Raw genomic sequence first — 17,553 nt, forward strand, 5'->3', positions numbered from 1 at the left:
CCTTAAACTCGGTTAATTCGCTGGCCTACTATCTCTATCACACGACCAGGCATTGCTGTAACAGGTAAGACTTCATCTACGGCGCCCAAGGCTATAGCCTCTTTCGGCATACCAAAAACAATGCAGCTTTGCTCATCTTGTGCCAAGGTTGCCGCACCGGCATCTTTCATTGCTCTTAATCCTATAGCACCATCCTTCCCCATACCGGTCAGAATCACCCCGATAGCATTGGCACCGGCTACGCGTGCAGCGGAGAAAAACAACACATCCACAGACGGGCGGTGCCGGTTGACTGGTGCCGAATCGCTCAGCACTGTCATGTAATTCGCACCACTGCGTGCGATCTCCAGGTGTGCATTACCCGGAGCTATATACACCTGCCCAGGTAGTAAGCGTTTATTGTGGGTTGCTTCTTGTACCTGCAGGGTACAGAGTTTGTCGAGTCGTTCAGCAAAGGTTTTGGTAAAATTTTCAGGCATATGCTGAGTAATCATGATGGCTGGCATGTCAGCTGGCAGGGGTTCAAGAAACTTACGTATTGCTTCTGTTCCACCAGTGGAAGCCCCCACAAAGATAACCTTCTCTGTTGAAGAGTAACCACGGCTTATACGGGTAACATTCCCCCGCTTTGGTGTGGCTAAAGCCACATTGGCTGAAGCACAGATGCGCAGTTTTTCAGCAATTAGCTCGGAGTAGCTTTGCAAACCTTTGGCAATATCCACTTTAGGTTTGGCAACATAATCGATGGCCCCCAGCTCCAATGCTCTGAGCGTTACATCAGACCCCGTATCCGTCAATGAGGATACCATCAGCACCGGCATAGGGCGTAAGCGCATCAAGCGCTCAAGGAACTCCAGGCCGTCCATGCGTGGCATTTCGACATCCAGCGTCAGTACATCCGGGTTATGCAGTTTAATCAACTCACGTGCAACCAGCGGATCCGGTGCAGAAGCAACGACCTGCAAGTCCTGATGGCTATTGATTATTTCAGTCAGTAGCTGACGAATAAGTGCTGAATCATCTACCACTATTACTTTAATTTTTTCTTTTTTTATCAACTAAATAACTCCACATCATCTGACATGTCAGCTTCCATCAAGCGATTATAATAATCGGCTTCCCTATCCAGAATAGTTGTGTTGTTAAGCTTTTTCAGCTTTTTTACCCTAACCAGCCCCGTGCGGGTAAAGAAGTACACTTTACGCGGATAAACATCCAGCAGGTCCCGCGCCAGCACCGTTATGCGCTCTTTCTCAAGGTAGGACACTACAAATTGGCTATTGTGCTCACCCATTTTATGCCCACCCGGTGACGCTATTGCATTGCATGCACCAAATACTTTGGCTTGCAGTTGTTCACGCTGCGCGCCATTTTCAATCAGTTGATTGATTAAGGTTTCCATCGCATGGTTGCCATAACACATGGCTCTGTTGATCAACGAGTCATCTCGGTGCTGTTCAGGTAACATGAAGTGACACATACCGCTGATGCCAGTGAGAGGGTCTCGAATACAGGCACAAACACAGCTACCCAGCACCGTGACCAGAATCATGTCACGCCCCGTCACATAATATTCACCGGGAAGAATTTTGACGGCATCCAGTTCAAAGTAGGGGTCAAAATAGATATCCGGCACCGGTGTATGCGGCCTGTCAGTAGAGGCATTCATCCATTAGACCTCAGTGAAGGGTTAGTACGCACGGGGTAAAAAATAGTCTGGCCCTGTGAGCGAAACAGATCGGCCGCATGCTGAAAGCTTTCAGAATGACCAGCATAGAGCAAGCCTTGCTCAGACAAGAGCGGATGAAAGCGAGATAGAATGCTGTACTGCGTCGCCTTATCAAAATAGATCATGACATTACGACAGAAAATGGCATCAAAGCGTCCTTTAATCGGCCACTTAGGCATGAGCAGATTAAACGGACGAAACCTTATCAATTGCTGCACCTCCGGTCGGATACGCGCACTTCCACTGCGCGCACCACGCCCCTTGTAAAAAAACCGGTGGACCCGCTCATCAGGCAGTTTTGCCAGACGCTCCATGTCATAAATACCAGATTGAGCATGCTCAAGCACACGTGTATCGACATCGGTCGCCAGTATCCTGACCGGTGGGTCCCAGCAGGCAAAGGCTTCAATCGCTGTCATCGCCAAGGAATAGGCCTCTTCACCGGTTGAACAGGCACTTGACCAAATGTTAAACGGTCGCTTAGTTCCAGCCTGTTGGGCCTGCATTGCCTCAGCAAGATAGTCAAAATGATGTGATTCGCGAAAAAACGCCGTCAGGTTAGTTGTCAGCGCATTGATGAAATCCTGTGTTTCATCTTCATGCTGTTCCAAATAATCCAGATAGTCTGAAAACTCGGTCAGATGCAAGGCACGCAAACGTCGGGCTATACGGCTATAAACCAGATCACGTTTTTTATCTGTAAGCGAAATCCCCACGCGATCACGAATTAACTTACGAATACGTTCAAAGTCCTCATTTCTGAATACAAATTCGCGATCCACTGGCCACCCGCTTCCTATATGCGTTGTTTCTGATTCACATGCATCATTCAGATTTAAAATTCCTCCCACTCGTCTTCAGAAGTGCCTGAGGACGGTAAACGTTTAACGGCAGTTGGCTTTTCCACTTTATTAGCCATAGCTTTAGCTTTATTTACCGGACTTGCTTGCAATCTGGGTGCCCGAATAGCTTTTCTGTCAGACGAGCTGATTTTAAATACGGAAATGGCTTGAGATAATGTAATCGCCTGATCCTCCAGGGACTCGGCAGCAGCAGCGGCTTCTTCCACCAATGCCGCATTTTGTTGGGTCACATCATCCATTTGTGTTATCGCCTGATTGATCTGCTCAATACCCTGACTCTGCTCTTCAGATGCAGCCGATATTTCCGCCATAATATCAGTGACACGTTTGACCGATTGGATAATTTCGGTCATTGAGACACCGGCCTCACTCACTAATCGGCTACCATGCTCAACAATTCGGGTGTCCTCTTTGATCAGCGCCTGTATCTCTTTAGCGGCAGCAGCTGAGCGTTGCGCCAGGGTTCTTACCTCACCGGCCACGACCGCAAAACCACGTCCCTGCTCCCCCGCACGAGCGGCCTCAACAGCTGCATTCAGAGCCAATATATTGGTCTGGAAAGCGATACCGTCAATCACACTGATGATATTGGTGATTTTTTCAGCGCTGGAGGTCAGTTCCTGCATAGTAGTAACCGCCTCTTGTACTTTACTCCCACCCGCTTCAGCGACAAGGTTAGCTTGCCCGGCCAGTTGATTGGCCTGGCGGGCATTATCAGCATTTTGTTTTACCGTACTGGTTAACTCTTCCATACTGGACGCGGTTTCTTCAAGGCTGGATGCCTGCTCTTCAGTACGCTGAGACAAATCGGTATTGCCGGCAGAGATCTCGGTAGCCGCCGTATTAACATTTTCTACAGACTGGTTGATTTGCTGAATAACGTCAGCCAATTGCATCACAGTAGTATTGGCAGCACTGGCCAGAGCACCCAAATCCCCTGGATACTGTCCCTGAACCTGCTCAGTCAAATCCCCGCTGGCAAGCGCCTGCATCACCCGTTGAATTTCCATAAACGCTGTTTCCAGCGCAGAAACCGACTGGTTAATCATATTTTTCAGCTTCAACATTTCGCCGGAAGCATCGGCATCAACACGATGCCCAAACTGCCCCTGAGCGACATGAGTCATAACATCCACTATGGAATCAACACTGTGTTTGAGTGACTGCATACCATAGGCTGCATTTTCAAGCATCAGTCGATAATCACCTCGAACCAGGGCCGGATTAATTGACACACCAAACTCACCTTGACGGATCGCCTGCATGACTTTGGATAGCTCCTCCATGGTGACACGAATAGTTTCTGCACTGTGGTTGATACCCGTTTTCAGCGCATCAAGATCCCCGGCGTAATCGCCCTGAATGCGGGCACTGAAGTCACCTGATGCCAGGGCTTCGATGGTACTGTTAGCTTCTTCAAGGGCGTGTTTCTGCGAATCTAGTAAGGTATTGAAGGCACGAATAACCTGGCCGATTTCATTCTTCTGGGTATAGTTCACCTGTTCATTAAAGTTACCACTGTCGCGAACACGCTCAACCGCATTCACCAGAAGCGTCAAAGGACGTGTAATGCCACGCGTAATAACAATACCCAAGCCGGCTGCCAGAAGAACACCGATTAACATTGCCAGCAGGCTAATGATTTCTAACATTACCGCCTGACTGATACCAAACTCGACATCTTCGGCAGCCGCACTCATATTCAGTTGCACCACCTGTTTCAGTGCGGCAAACGCCGCTTCCTGATAGCGCAGAGTTTCACCCATGGTGACTTCAGCAATACGATTTTGAAGATCACCCACATAAGCCTGCGGGTTGGCGCTACGCCGTTCATCCAGTTCCTGGTGCAAGTCGGCTATGGCGTTATTTGCCGACAGCCAGTCCGGCAAGGTCGTTTGGAACACCTGCCAGGCCTGCTCTTCTTCAACCGACTTGGGCAAAGCATCATAACGATTTACCAGGGCCCGATAGGTCTCACGACCCTCAGCGATAACCTGATACTGACGATTACGAGACGCCGTATCAGCACTTTGATCCATCAACGTTCTGAAACCAGTTACAACACTATTCAGTGCCACCTCCATCTCAAGTACAGTCTGTACAGCCGGCAGGCGTCTTTCACCGAGCTCAGCAATGATCGTTTCACTGCGAACAGCTCCCCAGTAGCCCAGACTGCCAAGCAGCAGTGCAATGAGAGCTACCGCCGCAAAGCCAGCGGATATTTTTGCTTTAATTGTCATTACCAGGTCCCCTTGTTTGTAAGACGTATACTTAGAACTCTTCCCACTCGTCCTCATTAGCTCTTATGGGAGGAGGTGCTAAGCGTTTGGCTGGTTTTACCAGGTTGGGTTTTACTGCGGTTTTTTTCACCGCTGCACGGGAGGCCTGTAACCTGGGAGGCTTACGAACCAATGCAGACTGTTCATCCAGTTTGAACACAGCCACAGACGTTGCTAAAGACCCTGCTTGCTCTTCAAGAGATTCAGCGGCGGCAGCCGCTTGCTCAACCAAAGCGGCATTCTGCTGGGTTACGTCATCCATCTGAGTGACAGCCTGATTCACCTGCTCTATACCTTGGCTTTGCTCTTCAGACGCGGCTGATATTTCACCCATTAAGTCAGTCACACGTTTCACCGATATAACGATCTCTTCAATGGTTTTACCGGTTTCAGTAACCAGATCACTACCTTCATCGACGATACTCACTGAACGACTGATCAACTCTTTGATTTCTTTGGCTGCCGCAGCTGAACGCTGCGCCAGCGAGCGTACTTCCCCCGCCACCACAGCAAAACCACGCCCCTGCTCACCGGCACGAGCGGCTTCAACAGCCGCATTCAATGCCAGAATATTGGTCTGGAACGCTATACCATCAATCAGCGTGGTGATATCTGCAATTTTGCTGGAACTTTCGCTAATTGCATCCATTGTTTTAACCACGCGGCGCGCTTTCTCGCCGCCACTTTCAGCTATCTGAGCTGCACTTTGTACCAGTTGATTGGCCTGGCGTGCGTTATCCGCATTTTGACGTACGGTTGAAGTCAGCTCTTCAAGACTGGATGCTGTTTCCTCCAGGCTGGATGCCTGCTCTTCAGTGCGCTGTGACAAGTCCGTGTTACCAGCCGCTATTTCCTGCGCGGCCGTATTGATTGCATCAACTGACTGCTTGATGTCACTCACCAGTGACTTCAGGTGCTCAACCGTCGAGTTTGTACTTGCTTGAAGCTCACCAAAGGATCCACGGTAATCACCGGTGACCTGCTCAGTCAGCTCACCTTTTGACAGATGGTTCATGACCCGCATCACTTCACGCAGGCCTGTATCTGTCACGGACATCAGCTTATTGACGCCGTCTCCCAGACGCTTGAAAAAGCCCTGCAAATGATCTGATTCGATCCGCGCACTGAAGTCGCCCTGTGTCGCTTTTTCAACCAGATCGGTGACACTCTGTTCAACCGCCACTTCGTCTGTGCGATCTTTCCATTCCACAACGGATCCCAGGCATTCACCTTCTTGATTAAAAATCGGGTTAGCGACCAGATCAAAGGTACGACCACCGATAGACACGGTAGCTTGGTGTTTACCTTGCAAAACGGACAACATTTCGGGATTTTTATGCAACAGATCAATGCTACTGCCGACTAGCGTTTCCGGATTGAAACGCGGCAGCTCCTTACGAATATCAACTGCCGCACTACGGAACATCTCCAATACGGCCGAATTTACATAAATGATTTCGAAACGGGCATCCGCAACCAGCACATTGGCTGACACACTATCGAGTGCATTTTTAATCCGCAGATTAATATCAGCGATACGCCTGGTTTCAGTAATATCGCTATTCAGCTTGGCTTGCATGCTCTCCAATGCCAGTAGAACCTTCCCTATTTCGTCATGGCGATCCACTTGAATGACATTATCCAGCTTGCCATCGGCAATCTGCCCAAAATAACCTATGGCACGATTGAGCGGATTCACAATAGCGCGGATCAGCAACCAACCGATCAACGCTGACAAGAGCACGCCAACCACAATCATCACTACAGCGATTTGTCGAGTGCGCTCATACTCGGCTATTGCAGCCAGATATTCCTGCTCGGCAACTGTGACCTGTAGCTGCAGCAACTCTGTTGCCAGATCATGGGCCTTACTGAAAGCTGGATTAACTACGCGAATCATGTGCATATTACCCTGACGAAAATTGCTGTCTTCAAATAATTCCACGGCAATCAGCAGACCATTTTGTACGAAATCTCGTCGGGCTTCGGCAAAGCTGTTAGCCAGCGCTCGCTCGTCCGGCAACAGGGAAGACTGCATATACACTTCCCAGGCTTGGGTAATAGCCGCAATATTTTCGCGAACCCGATCAGTATGCAACTGTATAGTGTGATTATGCAGCGTATGCTCCTCCAGCCGCGGATCATGCATTGCGGCCAGTTGCAGCTCAATGATGTTACGTTGCATTCTGTATTCGATATCCGCCAGTTGATGCGAAGGTACAAGACGGTCTTCAAATACTGTTTCCAGTCGCAAATCAACGTTGTGCATACCATTAAGCCCCATGCCACCGATAACAATCAGCAGAACTGACAATAGGCCGATGACAAAAATTAACCGAGCTTTGACACTGATATTTTTCATCTGTTAGTCCTGTAATTTAAACGCTGGCTAACTGATCGATCAGCCCCATTTCCTGGCTGGTCATCAGTTTTTCTATATCCACAACGATGGCCATACGTTCACCCACAGCAGCTAAACCCAACAAATACTGGGTGTCGAAACTGGCGCCAAAGTCAGGTGCCGGACGAATATCATCCGGCTTCAATGCCACCACATCGGATACCGTGTCCACCACCATACCCACAATCCGCTGCCCCAGGTTGAGAATAATCATCACGGTAAATTGATCATAGGTGGCATTGCCTAAATGAAACTTCAGGCGCATATCCACCACCGGAACTATCACCCCACGCATATTGATCACACCTTTTATATAGTCGGGTGTATTGGCAATGTGAGTGACAGCATCATAGCCACGGATCTCCTGTACCTTGAGGATATCGATAGCGTACTCTTCCTCACCCAGGGTAAATGTCAGATATTCACCATTCTGATTCAACTCCGGGTTATCCTGCGTTGCCTCTGTCATATTTCCACCTCAACCCTGTTGCAACTGGTTATCTGTGCTATTCATACGTGCCAACTTGTCGATATCAAGAATAAGTGCCACGCGCCCGTCACCCATGATGGTTGCACCAGAGATCCCATCCACCTTGCGGTAATGCGTTTCCAGACTTTTAATCACCACTTGCTGCTGTGCGATCAGCTCATCTACAAATAGGGCCACCTTGCCACTGTTGGTCTCAACAACTACCAAAATGCCTTTTTCGGGCTCAGTGACATCGGGTTCCAGATTGAGCGTCTTGTATAATTCAAGTAATGGCAGATATTCACCGCGCATCTGCACCACCCGCCCCTTGCCAGACAGAGTTTTCAGCTGTTCAGGTTCAGGCTGAAAAGATTCCAGAATCCGCGTCAGTGGCAGGATGAAAATTTCCTTGCCTACACGCAGCGTCATGCCATCCAGAATGGCCAGTGTTAAAGGCAGGCGCAGGCTAATAGTAGTGCCCACACCGGGAATCGATTCAATTTCAACCTGCCCTTTCATCTCAGAAATATTACGTTGCACCACATCCATACCCACACCACGTCCAGAAACATCAGTCACTTCTTTGGCCGTTGAGAATCCGGGCGCAAAAATTAACTGCCAGATTTCTTTATCTGTGGGATTGTCTGATATGGGCAGGTTTTTCTCTCGTGCTTTCTCCAGCAATTTTTCACGATTCAAACCAGCACCATCGTCAACGATCTCGACTAAAATACTGCCGCCCTGATGGCTGGCACTGAGTGTGATGGTACCCTCTTCCGGTTTTCCAGCGGCAAGACGTACTTCAGGCGTTTCAATGCCATGATCAATACTATTGCGAAGCAGGTGCGTGAGGGGATCGGCAAGTTTTTCAATAAGCCCTTTATCCAGTTCGGTATCTTCACCCACTAGCTTTAAACGGACTTTTTTGTGCATTTTTTGAGTTAAATCACGTACCACACGTGGAAACCGTCCAAACACAAAATTGATCGGTAACATGCGGATCGACATCACCGCTTCCTGCAAGTCGCGGGAGTTACGCTCTAAATTAACCAGACCGTTATGGATCGATTCATACTCCACCGCATCCAGCTGTGACACGGACTGAGCCAACATTGAGCGGGTAATCACCAGTTCGCCTACCAGATTAATCAACTGATCAACCTTTTCTACACCGACCCTGATCGATGTTTCGGCTTGAGGCTTTGGTGTATCGGCACGGACTTTTTTGGCGACGGTGATTTGTGGTTCCTGCGGCTGTGGCTGAACTGCCACTTGATTGACTGGCAACTCATCTGTGTCAACAAAGAAGCCAAAGCCCTGCTCCACCTCTTGTTGAGCTTGTTGCGCCGGAAGTTCAGATTCATCGATAAAGAAGCCAAAGCCCTCATCACTGTCAACCTCGTCACCCTCTGATTCGGGTTGAATAGACACATCAGAGGGCTGGCAAATAAATGCGAAGATCTCACTGATAGCATCAGGGTTTTCAGGACCTTGTAGCCGCCAGGAGATATGGCTGTTAGGTTGTTGATTGATCACACTGAGTTGACCCAAAGCAGCCAGATCTTCACTGACCGCATCAATAGACGCGGCTCCGGAAAAAATATCGCTGCCTGGATGCAAATCTATCAGCCAGATCGGCGCATTGACTAACTCGACTGCCGTTGTTGTTTCCGAAGTAACAGCCTGTTCAGTAAGGTCGCTATGCTCATCACCCAGTCTGAGCAACTCAGCTCGAACCGCGTCAATCTGAAGTTCATCAACAGGAGAGCCATCCTGGTGTGCTTCCAGCATGGCACTTAGCAGATCGCAGCAGGTCAGAAAAGCCGAGATCATTTCATCAGTAACCGCGAGAGTTTGCTTGCGCAATTTGTCTAACAGGGTTTCCAATGCATGGGTTAACGAGGCGATATCACTGAAGCCAAACGTGCCACTACCACCCTTAATCGAATGTGCAGCACGAAAAATGGCATTAAGATCTTCCAGACTAGGGTCTTCCACATCCAGCGCCAGCAGCAGCTTTTCCATGCTACCCAGATGTTCATAGGCTTCATCGATAAATACCTGATGAAACTGACTCAGATCTATATTCATATAGCCACTTCCTGTCGCAGATTCAACCGATCACCTTGCGCACAACCTCGATCAGTTTCTGTGGATCAAAGGGCTTGACCAGCCAGCCCGTCGCACCGGCTGCACGCCCCTGAGACTTCATGGCATCACCGGCTTCAGTAGTGAGCACCAGAATAGGGACAGAGCGATAGGCTGGCAGCGCTCGTAAACTCTTAATCAGAGTCAGCCCATCCATATTTGGCATATTCTGATCTGTCAGAATCAGATCAAAATGTGCCGCCTGGGCTTTTTCCAACCCTTGTTTTCCATCTACGGCTTCGGTAATGCTGTAACCGGCACCTTTGAGGGTGAAACTGATCATCTGTCGAATAGATGCCGAGTCATCCACAGTAAGTATAGACTTCCCCATAGGATCCTCCATGACTAGTTAAGATTTAAACGCAATATAAGCCTAAAAGCCAATCAATATCAATAAATAATATTCCTTTTAATACGCCATACGCATTAAATTAACATTAGTGTAAAGTTACAGCCTTCAAATCAATGATGGTGCCCGCCCGGCCCGTGAGCATGCCCATGAGCAATCTCTCCAGCTTCCGCTTGACGCAGAGAGTCAATCCGTATGGCATAACTGAGCGTCTGACCTGCGAGTGGATGATTGGTATCCACCTGCACCATAAAGCGACCTGGCTTTAATACAGTTACATGCCGCGGCCCTTGATCAGTTTCAACCAAAGCCACCATGCCCGCTTTCCAGCTTCGCTCACCCTTGGACAAGCCCTGTAAGTGCTTAACCGGCACTTTGAGCACCTGACCCTCATCTCGCTCACCATAAGCGTCTTCTGGCTGAAGCGTAATATCAAAACTGTCACCAGCCTGTTTACCCAACATAGCCGCTTCTAACCCGGGAATCATATTATTGTGTCCGTGCAGATAGACCATCGGTTGATCATCTTCATTTGACTCTAGCACGTCACCTTCGGCGTTACGTAGTGTGTAAAAAAAACCAACGACCATGTCATCTTGTATCTGTGTCATCGCACCTTTCCTGTTTTTCCTGTTATAAGTTTCAAAACAACTCAGCTTCACTATTTATAAAATTTTGTGCTGGCTTAATACGCTCTTGTTCTAACAGTTCATCATAGAAGCTAATAGGGTTTTTACCACTATACTTAGCCAAATAGAACGCCTTGTCAGCCTTTGCCAAGCATGCATATTGCACATCACTAGATGAATCTCAACCACACACAACCGCATCATGACAGGTCCTACTTACGGAAACCTCTTGTTTTTCTATTTGCGTCAATTCGTTGTAATAATGGTATGCTTTGATTCTATCCATAGCCGACACTCCATACAATTTAAAACACAGCTACAGGTTACATTATCTCCATGCTTATTATTGACATAGAAGCCTCAGGTCTGGACCCTGATCACTCCTACCCGATTGAAATCGGTGTTTACAACACTGATAAACCAGACACGTCGCTGAGCTTCTTAATCAGACCCCATCCAGACTGGTCACACTGGGATGATGTTGCCGAAGAGATCCATGGTATCGAACGGGCCGAGTTGTTCCGCGATGGCATTGCGCCCGACCTCGCCTGCGATCAACTTAACCATTTTATTAGCCAGCATGCTGATGGTTCTAACCGCCTCATCTCTGATGCACCAGATTTTGACTTTATGTGGCTACGGCGGTTATTCAGAACAGCCCAGCGTCCTATGCTGTTTAAGCTGGCAGGAATAGATTCAGTCTTATCACTCAACCGCCAGACTCTTATCTTTGCTGAACTGGAAAAGCAACAGATGCCACACCGCGCACTGGCCGACGCCCGAATCATTGGCGAGATACTGATGGGTTACACCTCACCACAGACCCACTAGACAAAGGTCCAGTAAGTCTATACAATTTGCGCTTCTTTCTGAGGCATTGCTGCTTAAATGTGTGCGGCCCGCCTCTTTGCTAACTGAGCGGCACGTTTCACAAAACACCTCTCTTCTATCAGGTATAAATCACAGCATGTCCAATACTGAAACTCTCCCCACCAACTTTGGTGACCTGGGTCTATCTGCACCTATTCTTGCAGCACTGAACGACGTAGGTTATGAAATACCGTCACCGATTCAAGCTGGCACCATTCCTGCTCTACTCGAGGGCCGCGACCTATTAGGTCAGGCGCAAACAGGCACAGGTAAAACGGCCGCTTTCGCCTTGCCTCTGCTGCAGCGTCTTGATCCATCAAAAACCTTTCCGCAGCTATTAATCCTGGCGCCAACTCGCGAGTTAGCACTACAGGTCGCAACGGCTTGCGAACGCTATTCCAAACATCTGACCGGTATACGCACCCTCTCCATCTATGGTGGCCAGGGCTATGATGAGCAGCTGCGTGGTTTGCGCCGCGGTGCTCATGTCGTTATCGGCACGCCTGGACGCGTAATGGATCATATCCGACGCGGCACCCTGGCACTGGATCAGCTTAAGACACTGGTACTGGACGAAGCCGACGAAATGTTACGCATGGGCTTCATCGATGATGTTGAATGGATTCTGCAGCACACCCCGGCTCAGCGTCAGATCGCCCTGTTTTCAGCCACAATGCCGCCTGCTATCCGTCGTATTGCTGACAACTATCTGTCAGATCCGGCCATCGTGAAAATCGTTAACAAAACGGCTACCGCCAGCACTATCCGCCAGCGAGTCTGGACCGTACGCGGCATGACCAAAGCCATGGCGCTCACACGTCTGCTGGAATTGCGTGAACACGAAGGCGTTCTGGTATTCGTACGCACCAAAAATGCGACTGAAGAAGTGGCTGAGCAGCTTACCCGCGCAGGCTTCCCAGCTGCCGCACTGCATGGTGATATCGCCCAGAATCAACGTGAAAAAGTCGTCGATAAACTCAAAAGTGGCGCCCTGGATATAGTCGTCGCAACCGACGTTGTGGCGCGCGGGCTGGATGTCGAGCGCATCACCCACGTAGTCAACTACGACATTCCTTATGATGCAGAATCCTATATCCACCGTATCGGTCGTACCGGCCGTGCTGGCCGCTCAGGTGATGCTATTCTGTTTGTTGCGCCTAGAGAACAGCGCTTGCTGCAGCAGATTGAACGCACCACTCGCTCGCCGATAGAAACACTGGAATTGCCTACCGCTAAAGATATCAATGCATTGCGCATCACTCGCCTGCAGATTGAGCTGGAAGCTGCCGCATCTGACTGTGATCTATACCTGCCATTGATCAAACAGTTTGCCGAAAGCACCGATCTTACCCCAGAGCAAATGGCAGCAGCGGCGCTGAAATTACTTTACAAAAAAACCCCGCTATTTATGGATGAACGCGAACCTGCACCTGTACGTGAAAAACGTACTCGTGACGCCCGTGATCCCCGTGACGAGCGCGGTGGTGACCGTAAGCCAGCGGCCCGTCGTGCCCGTGGTAATGATGCCATCTCTGAAGGCATGCAGCGTTACTGGATAGGCGTGGGTTATCAGCATGGCGTGAAGCCAGGCAATATTGTGGGTGCTATTGCCAATGAAGCCGGTGTCGAAAGCCAGTATATCGGTCGCATAGATATCAGCGAGAACTTCAGCACCGTCGATCTGCCTAACAGCATACCGGCACCGATGCTACAAATCCTGAAACGCGCACGCATTTGTGGCCAGCCACTGAATATCCGTCCCTGGTCTGACGATCTGCCTTCAGATCGTGATAGCCAACCGGCCAAGCCAAAGCGCAAAGCCGCACCGCGTAAAAGCAACAGTAGCACGAGTCGCGAGCGCCCACGCGCTTAAACTGATGAGTGGGCAGCTAACCTAGCTGCCCACTCGACACCAGCCAACTGCTAACGTTATATTACAACGATTTTGCAGACTGGACTCTCTCATTTGCGACAGAAACTGATCATCACCCTGACAACCGTTCGCGGTTCTCGTCAATATACGCTTAGTCAGCTTGCTGGCTATCTAGTAGCTTTGTTTTTACTCCTCTCTGCACTCAGTTTTTTTATATCCAACCTGCTCTTGGTTAAAACTCGTGATGACTTACAGGGATTGGAACAAGAAAAAATCACCCTTGAAGAGCAATTCACTGAAGCCCTGGGCACACAACAATTTTATCTGGAAAACCTGGCCGAATTGGGCTCACGTTACTCTGAAGTTTTCTATGAACGCGCTCAACTGGAAGAAGAAAAAATCCGTTTGGATGCAGACCTAACAGAAATAGAATCCATACTGGGTGTATTGACTGACATACCAGAAGACACAGCCCAAGCCGACCGTTCAGAATTACTCAAAGCCGCTACAGTACAACGGCTATTCCTGCTGTACAGCATTCCTAATGGCCTGCCGATCAAAGGCACCCGTATCGGTTCTGGTTTTGGCTCTCGTGTTCACCCAATTACCCGACAGAGATCACCGCATAACGGCCTGGATTTTCCGGCAGCCAGAGGCACTCCTGTTTATGCCACAGCTGACGGCATCGTAGAAAAATCTGGTTATGACCAAGGATCGGGTTTTGGTAACCTGATTGTACTGCAACATAATTTTGGTTTTAAAACCTATTATGCTCATCTGCAGAAGGCTGAAGTAGAATCATCGCAATATGTACATAAAGGCCAACTGATCGGCTATAGTGGTAACACTGGTCGCTCAACAGGGCCACACTTGCATTATGAAGTCCGGCACTTATATGCACCACTGGACCCTAAATATTTTGTAGACTGGGGATTGGATAATTTTGAATCTCTATTCAGTAACATAGAGGATGTAGCGTGGGAATCCTTAAGCGCCATGTACCCCCTAAACCAGGGCGGGCCACAGTAAGCATTATTGCTCGTGGCAATCGCTTTTCCGGTGATACCCGTATCAGTGGAAAAATGCATGTGGATGGTACCTTTGAAGGGCATATCGTCGCTGAAGATGACGTTTCGATTGGTATCTATGGTCTGATAACCGGCAGAGTCCGTGGCACCAAAATTTTTGTCAGCGGTAAACTGGAAGGTGAAGTTATCTGCGACCATCTATTTATTGAACCGGGTGGGCAGGTTAACGCCAGGGTCTGCTGCGCTGACATGAAGGTTGATCAGGGTGGCGTGTTTGTCGGCGAGCGCAGCCTGCCAGAGCCCACACTGGGAATCAATACCATCGAACTATCTGATGCGCCCCAAAACAGCGAACATAACGACATCCTGGCATCACTGCCTGAACGCATCACACTCAAAAAAGGTTAAATAAATCATGTGTGAACTGCTTGGCATGAGTGCCAACGTACCCACAGATATCTGTTTCAGTTTTACTGGTTTGATGCAACGTGGCGGCGGCACTGGCCCACATAAAGATGGCTGGGGCATAGCGTTTTATGAAGGCAGCGGCCTGCGTATTTTTCACGACCCGGCTCCCAGCGCACAGTCGCGCATTGCCCAACTGATTGCTGAATATCCAATCAAAAGTCGCATTGTCATCAGCCATATACGTCAGGCCAATGTAGGCAAAGTCTGCCTTGAAAACACCCACCCATTTGATCGTGAACTTTGGGGACGCAAATGGTGCTATGCACATAATGGCCAACTGGATCCGGAAATATTTAACTGGCCATTGCAGCACTACTTCCCGGTCGGCTCCACAGACAGTGAGTATGCTTTCTGCTGGTTACTGGATCAGATACGCACTACTTTTCCATCCCCCCCCGAGGATTTTGCAACCCTGACAGATTTTATTCATCAGTGTTGTGAAACCTTGCGATCCCTCGGTGTGTTCAATTTGCTGCTGAGCGAATCCACCCATCTGTTCACCTATTGCACCACCAAGCTCTGCTGGATTACGCGACAATCACCCTTTGGTGAAGCCCGACTGAGTGATTGCGATGTCGCGGTTAATTTTGAAGCGGTCACCACACCCAACGATATTGTTACAGTCATTGCTACCGATGCGCTGACCAATAATGAAGTCTGGTCCAAGCTGGAAACCGGGGAAATGGTCGTTTTTGTGGATGGAAAAGTCGTAAGACGTTTGCATACTACGCCCTGACATACGACAATAGTCGTATAACGAGGGAGTAAAATGACAAAAACATCAGCGCCTCTCTACCATAATGCCCTGTGTCTGAACGAATTGTTCAATTCCGTTTTCAGACAGTTTGGTAACAGCACCGCCTTTTCTCATTCGGGTGGCAGCATTTCTTTTGCTGAACTGGACCAAAAAAGCCGTATTCTGGCTGGCTGGTTTCAGCAGCAGACTGAGCTGAAGCCAGGTGATCGTGTAGCCGTGCACTTACCCAATATGATGCAGTATCCACTGGCCATGATCGCTATCCAGCGCGCTGGCTTGGTGCTAGTTAACAGTAACCCGCTGTATACACCTGCTGAACTGCATTTTCAGCTCAAGGATTCAGGTGCCCGTGCACTTATCACCTTTGCTCCACTCGTTCGCCGGGCCGCTTTAGCGCTGGAAAACACCGACGTGTCGAGTATTTTGGTCACAGAACTGGGAGACTTGCATCCTCCGGTCAAAGGCTGGCTGTTAAACCGATACGTTCGTCATATTGCCATACCCTTTTCAGACAGCGCCATCCCTAACTCAACCCGACTGCACCAGGTGTTAAGCCAGCACTCAGTTGAAGCCTGGCAGCCGGTTAAACAAACAGCCAATGATCTGGCACTGCTGCAGTATACCGGGGGAACAACCGGCATCCCTAAAGGCGCCATGCTGACCCAAGGCAACCTAATGGCCAACCTGAAACAGCTCAAGGACCTGCTGGAAAGGTACACTCATACTGGACAAGAGCGCCTGCTGCAACCTCTACCGCTTTATCATATCTATGCATTCATGCTGAATCTTGCGTTTTTCAGCCAGGGAGCCCACACCGAACTGGTCCCAAATCCTAAAGACATCAAGTCACTGATCCGCTGTTTCCAGTCACACAAACCCACTGTATTTGCTGGAATCAATCCGCTGTTTAATGCACTGCTGAATCATAAACACTTCAAACGCCTTGGCTTTAAACACCTTGGACTGACCATCTCCGGTGGTATGGCACTGTCACCCTTGTTGGGAACAGCCTGGTCTGAAGTGACTGGATCGGCCATTGCTGAAGGCTATGGCTTGACTGAGTGCTCACCGGTTGTCAGTGTCAACCGCCCTGATCATATCGTTGCGGGCAGTGTCGGCCCTGTACTCAACAACACCCAGGTACGCATCATCGACGACCAGGGCAATCTTCTGCCAATCGGTGAAACAGGTGAAATACAGGTCAAAGGGCCACAGGTCATGCTGGGCTACTGGAATCAACCCGAGGAAACACAACAGGTACTTGCCAAAGATGGCTGGCTAAATACCGGTGACATCGGCCTCCTAACGCAGGAAGGTGTATTGAAAATCATTGATCGCAAAAAAGAGCTGATTTGTGTATCCGGTTTTAAAGTATATCCCAGTGAACTAGAGGCTTTAGTATGCAGCATGCCCGAGGTTGAGGACTGCGCTGCAATTGGCTTACCTGATCAGGCCACCGGAGAGCGAATCAAGCTCTACGTCATGACCCGCAGCACCAACCTCACACCTCAGGTAGTACGCACCTACTGCAAGGAGCGTCTGACCGCCTACAAAGTGCCAAAGTGCGTGGAATTTTGCACCACACTACCTCGCACAGCGGTCGGCAAAGTACTAAGACGCAAATTGAAAGAACAGGCGCTACGTCAGTTGGAAAGCAGCAAGCGTTGCCATAATGATTAACTCAATAGAC

General features: G+C 49.3%; 15 protein-coding genes. 6 read left to right on the plus strand and 9 right to left on the minus strand.

From position 1 onward, the window contains the following. Nucleotides 1-2 precede the first annotated feature (2 nt). From ACN0R1_RS07260 to ACN0R1_RS07300, 9 genes are all read right to left on the minus strand, one after another. Nucleotides 3-1,055, minus strand: a complete 1,053-nt coding sequence (locus ACN0R1_RS07260; protein ID WP_417581592.1) for a protein-glutamate methylesterase/protein-glutamine glutaminase — start codon at nt 1,053-1,055, stop codon at nt 3-5. Beyond that, nucleotides 1,055-1,669, minus strand: a complete 615-nt coding sequence (gene cheD, locus ACN0R1_RS07265) for a chemoreceptor glutamine deamidase CheD (RefSeq protein ID WP_417581381.1) — start codon at nt 1,667-1,669, stop codon at nt 1,055-1,057. The genes ACN0R1_RS07260 and cheD overlap by 1 nt, the downstream gene beginning before the upstream one ends. Next, a complete protein-coding gene (locus tag ACN0R1_RS07270) occupies nt 1,666-2,511 on the minus strand; it encodes a CheR family methyltransferase (RefSeq protein WP_417581383.1) in 846 nt (281 codons plus the stop codon). Before ACN0R1_RS07270 ends, cheD begins: the two co-directional genes overlap by 4 nt. Before the next feature lie 53 nt (nt 2,512-2,564). Beyond that, entirely contained in the window at nt 2,565-4,832 is a 2,268-nt protein-coding gene (locus ACN0R1_RS07275) for a methyl-accepting chemotaxis protein (RefSeq protein WP_417581385.1), read from the minus strand. 31 nt (nt 4,833-4,863) lie between these two features. Continuing rightward, nucleotides 4,864-7,233, minus strand: coding sequence for a methyl-accepting chemotaxis protein (locus tag ACN0R1_RS07280; RefSeq protein WP_417581387.1), 2,370 nt, complete (start codon nt 7,231-7,233; stop codon nt 4,864-4,866). Nucleotides 7,234-7,249: 16 nt separating this feature from the next. After that, complete coding sequence (locus tag ACN0R1_RS07285) at nt 7,250-7,741, minus strand: chemotaxis protein CheW (RefSeq protein WP_417581389.1); 492 nt, start codon at nt 7,739-7,741, stop codon at nt 7,250-7,252. Between the two features lie 9 nt (nt 7,742-7,750). Further along, a complete protein-coding gene (locus tag ACN0R1_RS07290) occupies nt 7,751-9,832 on the minus strand; it encodes a chemotaxis protein CheW (RefSeq protein ID WP_417581391.1) in 2,082 nt (693 codons plus the stop codon). Nucleotides 9,833-9,854: 22 nt separating this feature from the next. Continuing rightward, complete coding sequence (locus tag ACN0R1_RS07295) at nt 9,855-10,220, minus strand: response regulator (RefSeq protein ID WP_417581395.1); 366 nt, start codon at nt 10,218-10,220, stop codon at nt 9,855-9,857. Between the two features lie 131 nt (nt 10,221-10,351). After that, entirely contained in the window at nt 10,352-10,849 is a 498-nt protein-coding gene (locus ACN0R1_RS07300) for an FKBP-type peptidyl-prolyl cis-trans isomerase (protein WP_417581397.1), read from the minus strand. A 354-nt stretch (nt 10,850-11,203) separates the two neighbouring features. On the opposite strand from ACN0R1_RS07300, the gene ACN0R1_RS07305 reads away from it, so the two are divergent. From ACN0R1_RS07305 to ACN0R1_RS07330, 6 genes are all read left to right on the plus strand, one after another. After that, nucleotides 11,204-11,698, plus strand: coding sequence for an exonuclease domain-containing protein (locus ACN0R1_RS07305; protein WP_417581399.1), 495 nt, complete (start codon nt 11,204-11,206; stop codon nt 11,696-11,698). A gap of 136 nt (nt 11,699-11,834) precedes the next feature. Next, entirely contained in the window at nt 11,835-13,610 is a 1,776-nt protein-coding gene (locus ACN0R1_RS07310; RefSeq protein ID WP_417581401.1) for a DEAD/DEAH box helicase, read from the plus strand. A 93-nt stretch (nt 13,611-13,703) separates the two neighbouring features. After that, nucleotides 13,704-14,639 carry a M23 family metallopeptidase gene (locus tag ACN0R1_RS07315; protein WP_417581403.1) on the plus strand — a complete coding sequence of 312 codons (936 nt, stop codon included), beginning with the start codon at nt 13,704-13,706 and terminating at the stop codon, nt 14,637-14,639. After that, nucleotides 14,588-15,046 carry a bactofilin family protein gene (locus tag ACN0R1_RS07320; RefSeq protein WP_417581405.1) on the plus strand — a complete coding sequence of 153 codons (459 nt, stop codon included), beginning with the start codon at nt 14,588-14,590 and terminating at the stop codon, nt 15,044-15,046. The genes ACN0R1_RS07315 and ACN0R1_RS07320 overlap by 52 nt, the downstream gene beginning before the upstream one ends. 7 nt (nt 15,047-15,053) lie before the next feature. Then, entirely contained in the window at nt 15,054-15,842 is a 789-nt protein-coding gene (locus tag ACN0R1_RS07325; RefSeq protein ID WP_417581407.1) for a class II glutamine amidotransferase, read from the plus strand. Nucleotides 15,843-15,875: 33 nt separating this feature from the next. Further along, nucleotides 15,876-17,543, plus strand: a complete 1,668-nt coding sequence (locus tag ACN0R1_RS07330) for an AMP-binding protein (protein ID WP_417581409.1) — start codon at nt 15,876-15,878, stop codon at nt 17,541-17,543. The last annotated feature ends 10 nt before the right edge of the window (nt 17,544-17,553 follow it).

Origin of the sequence: Nitrincola sp. (genome assembly GCF_048264025.1) — a bacterium.
GTDB lineage: Bacteria > Pseudomonadota > Gammaproteobacteria > Pseudomonadales > Balneatricaceae > Nitrincola.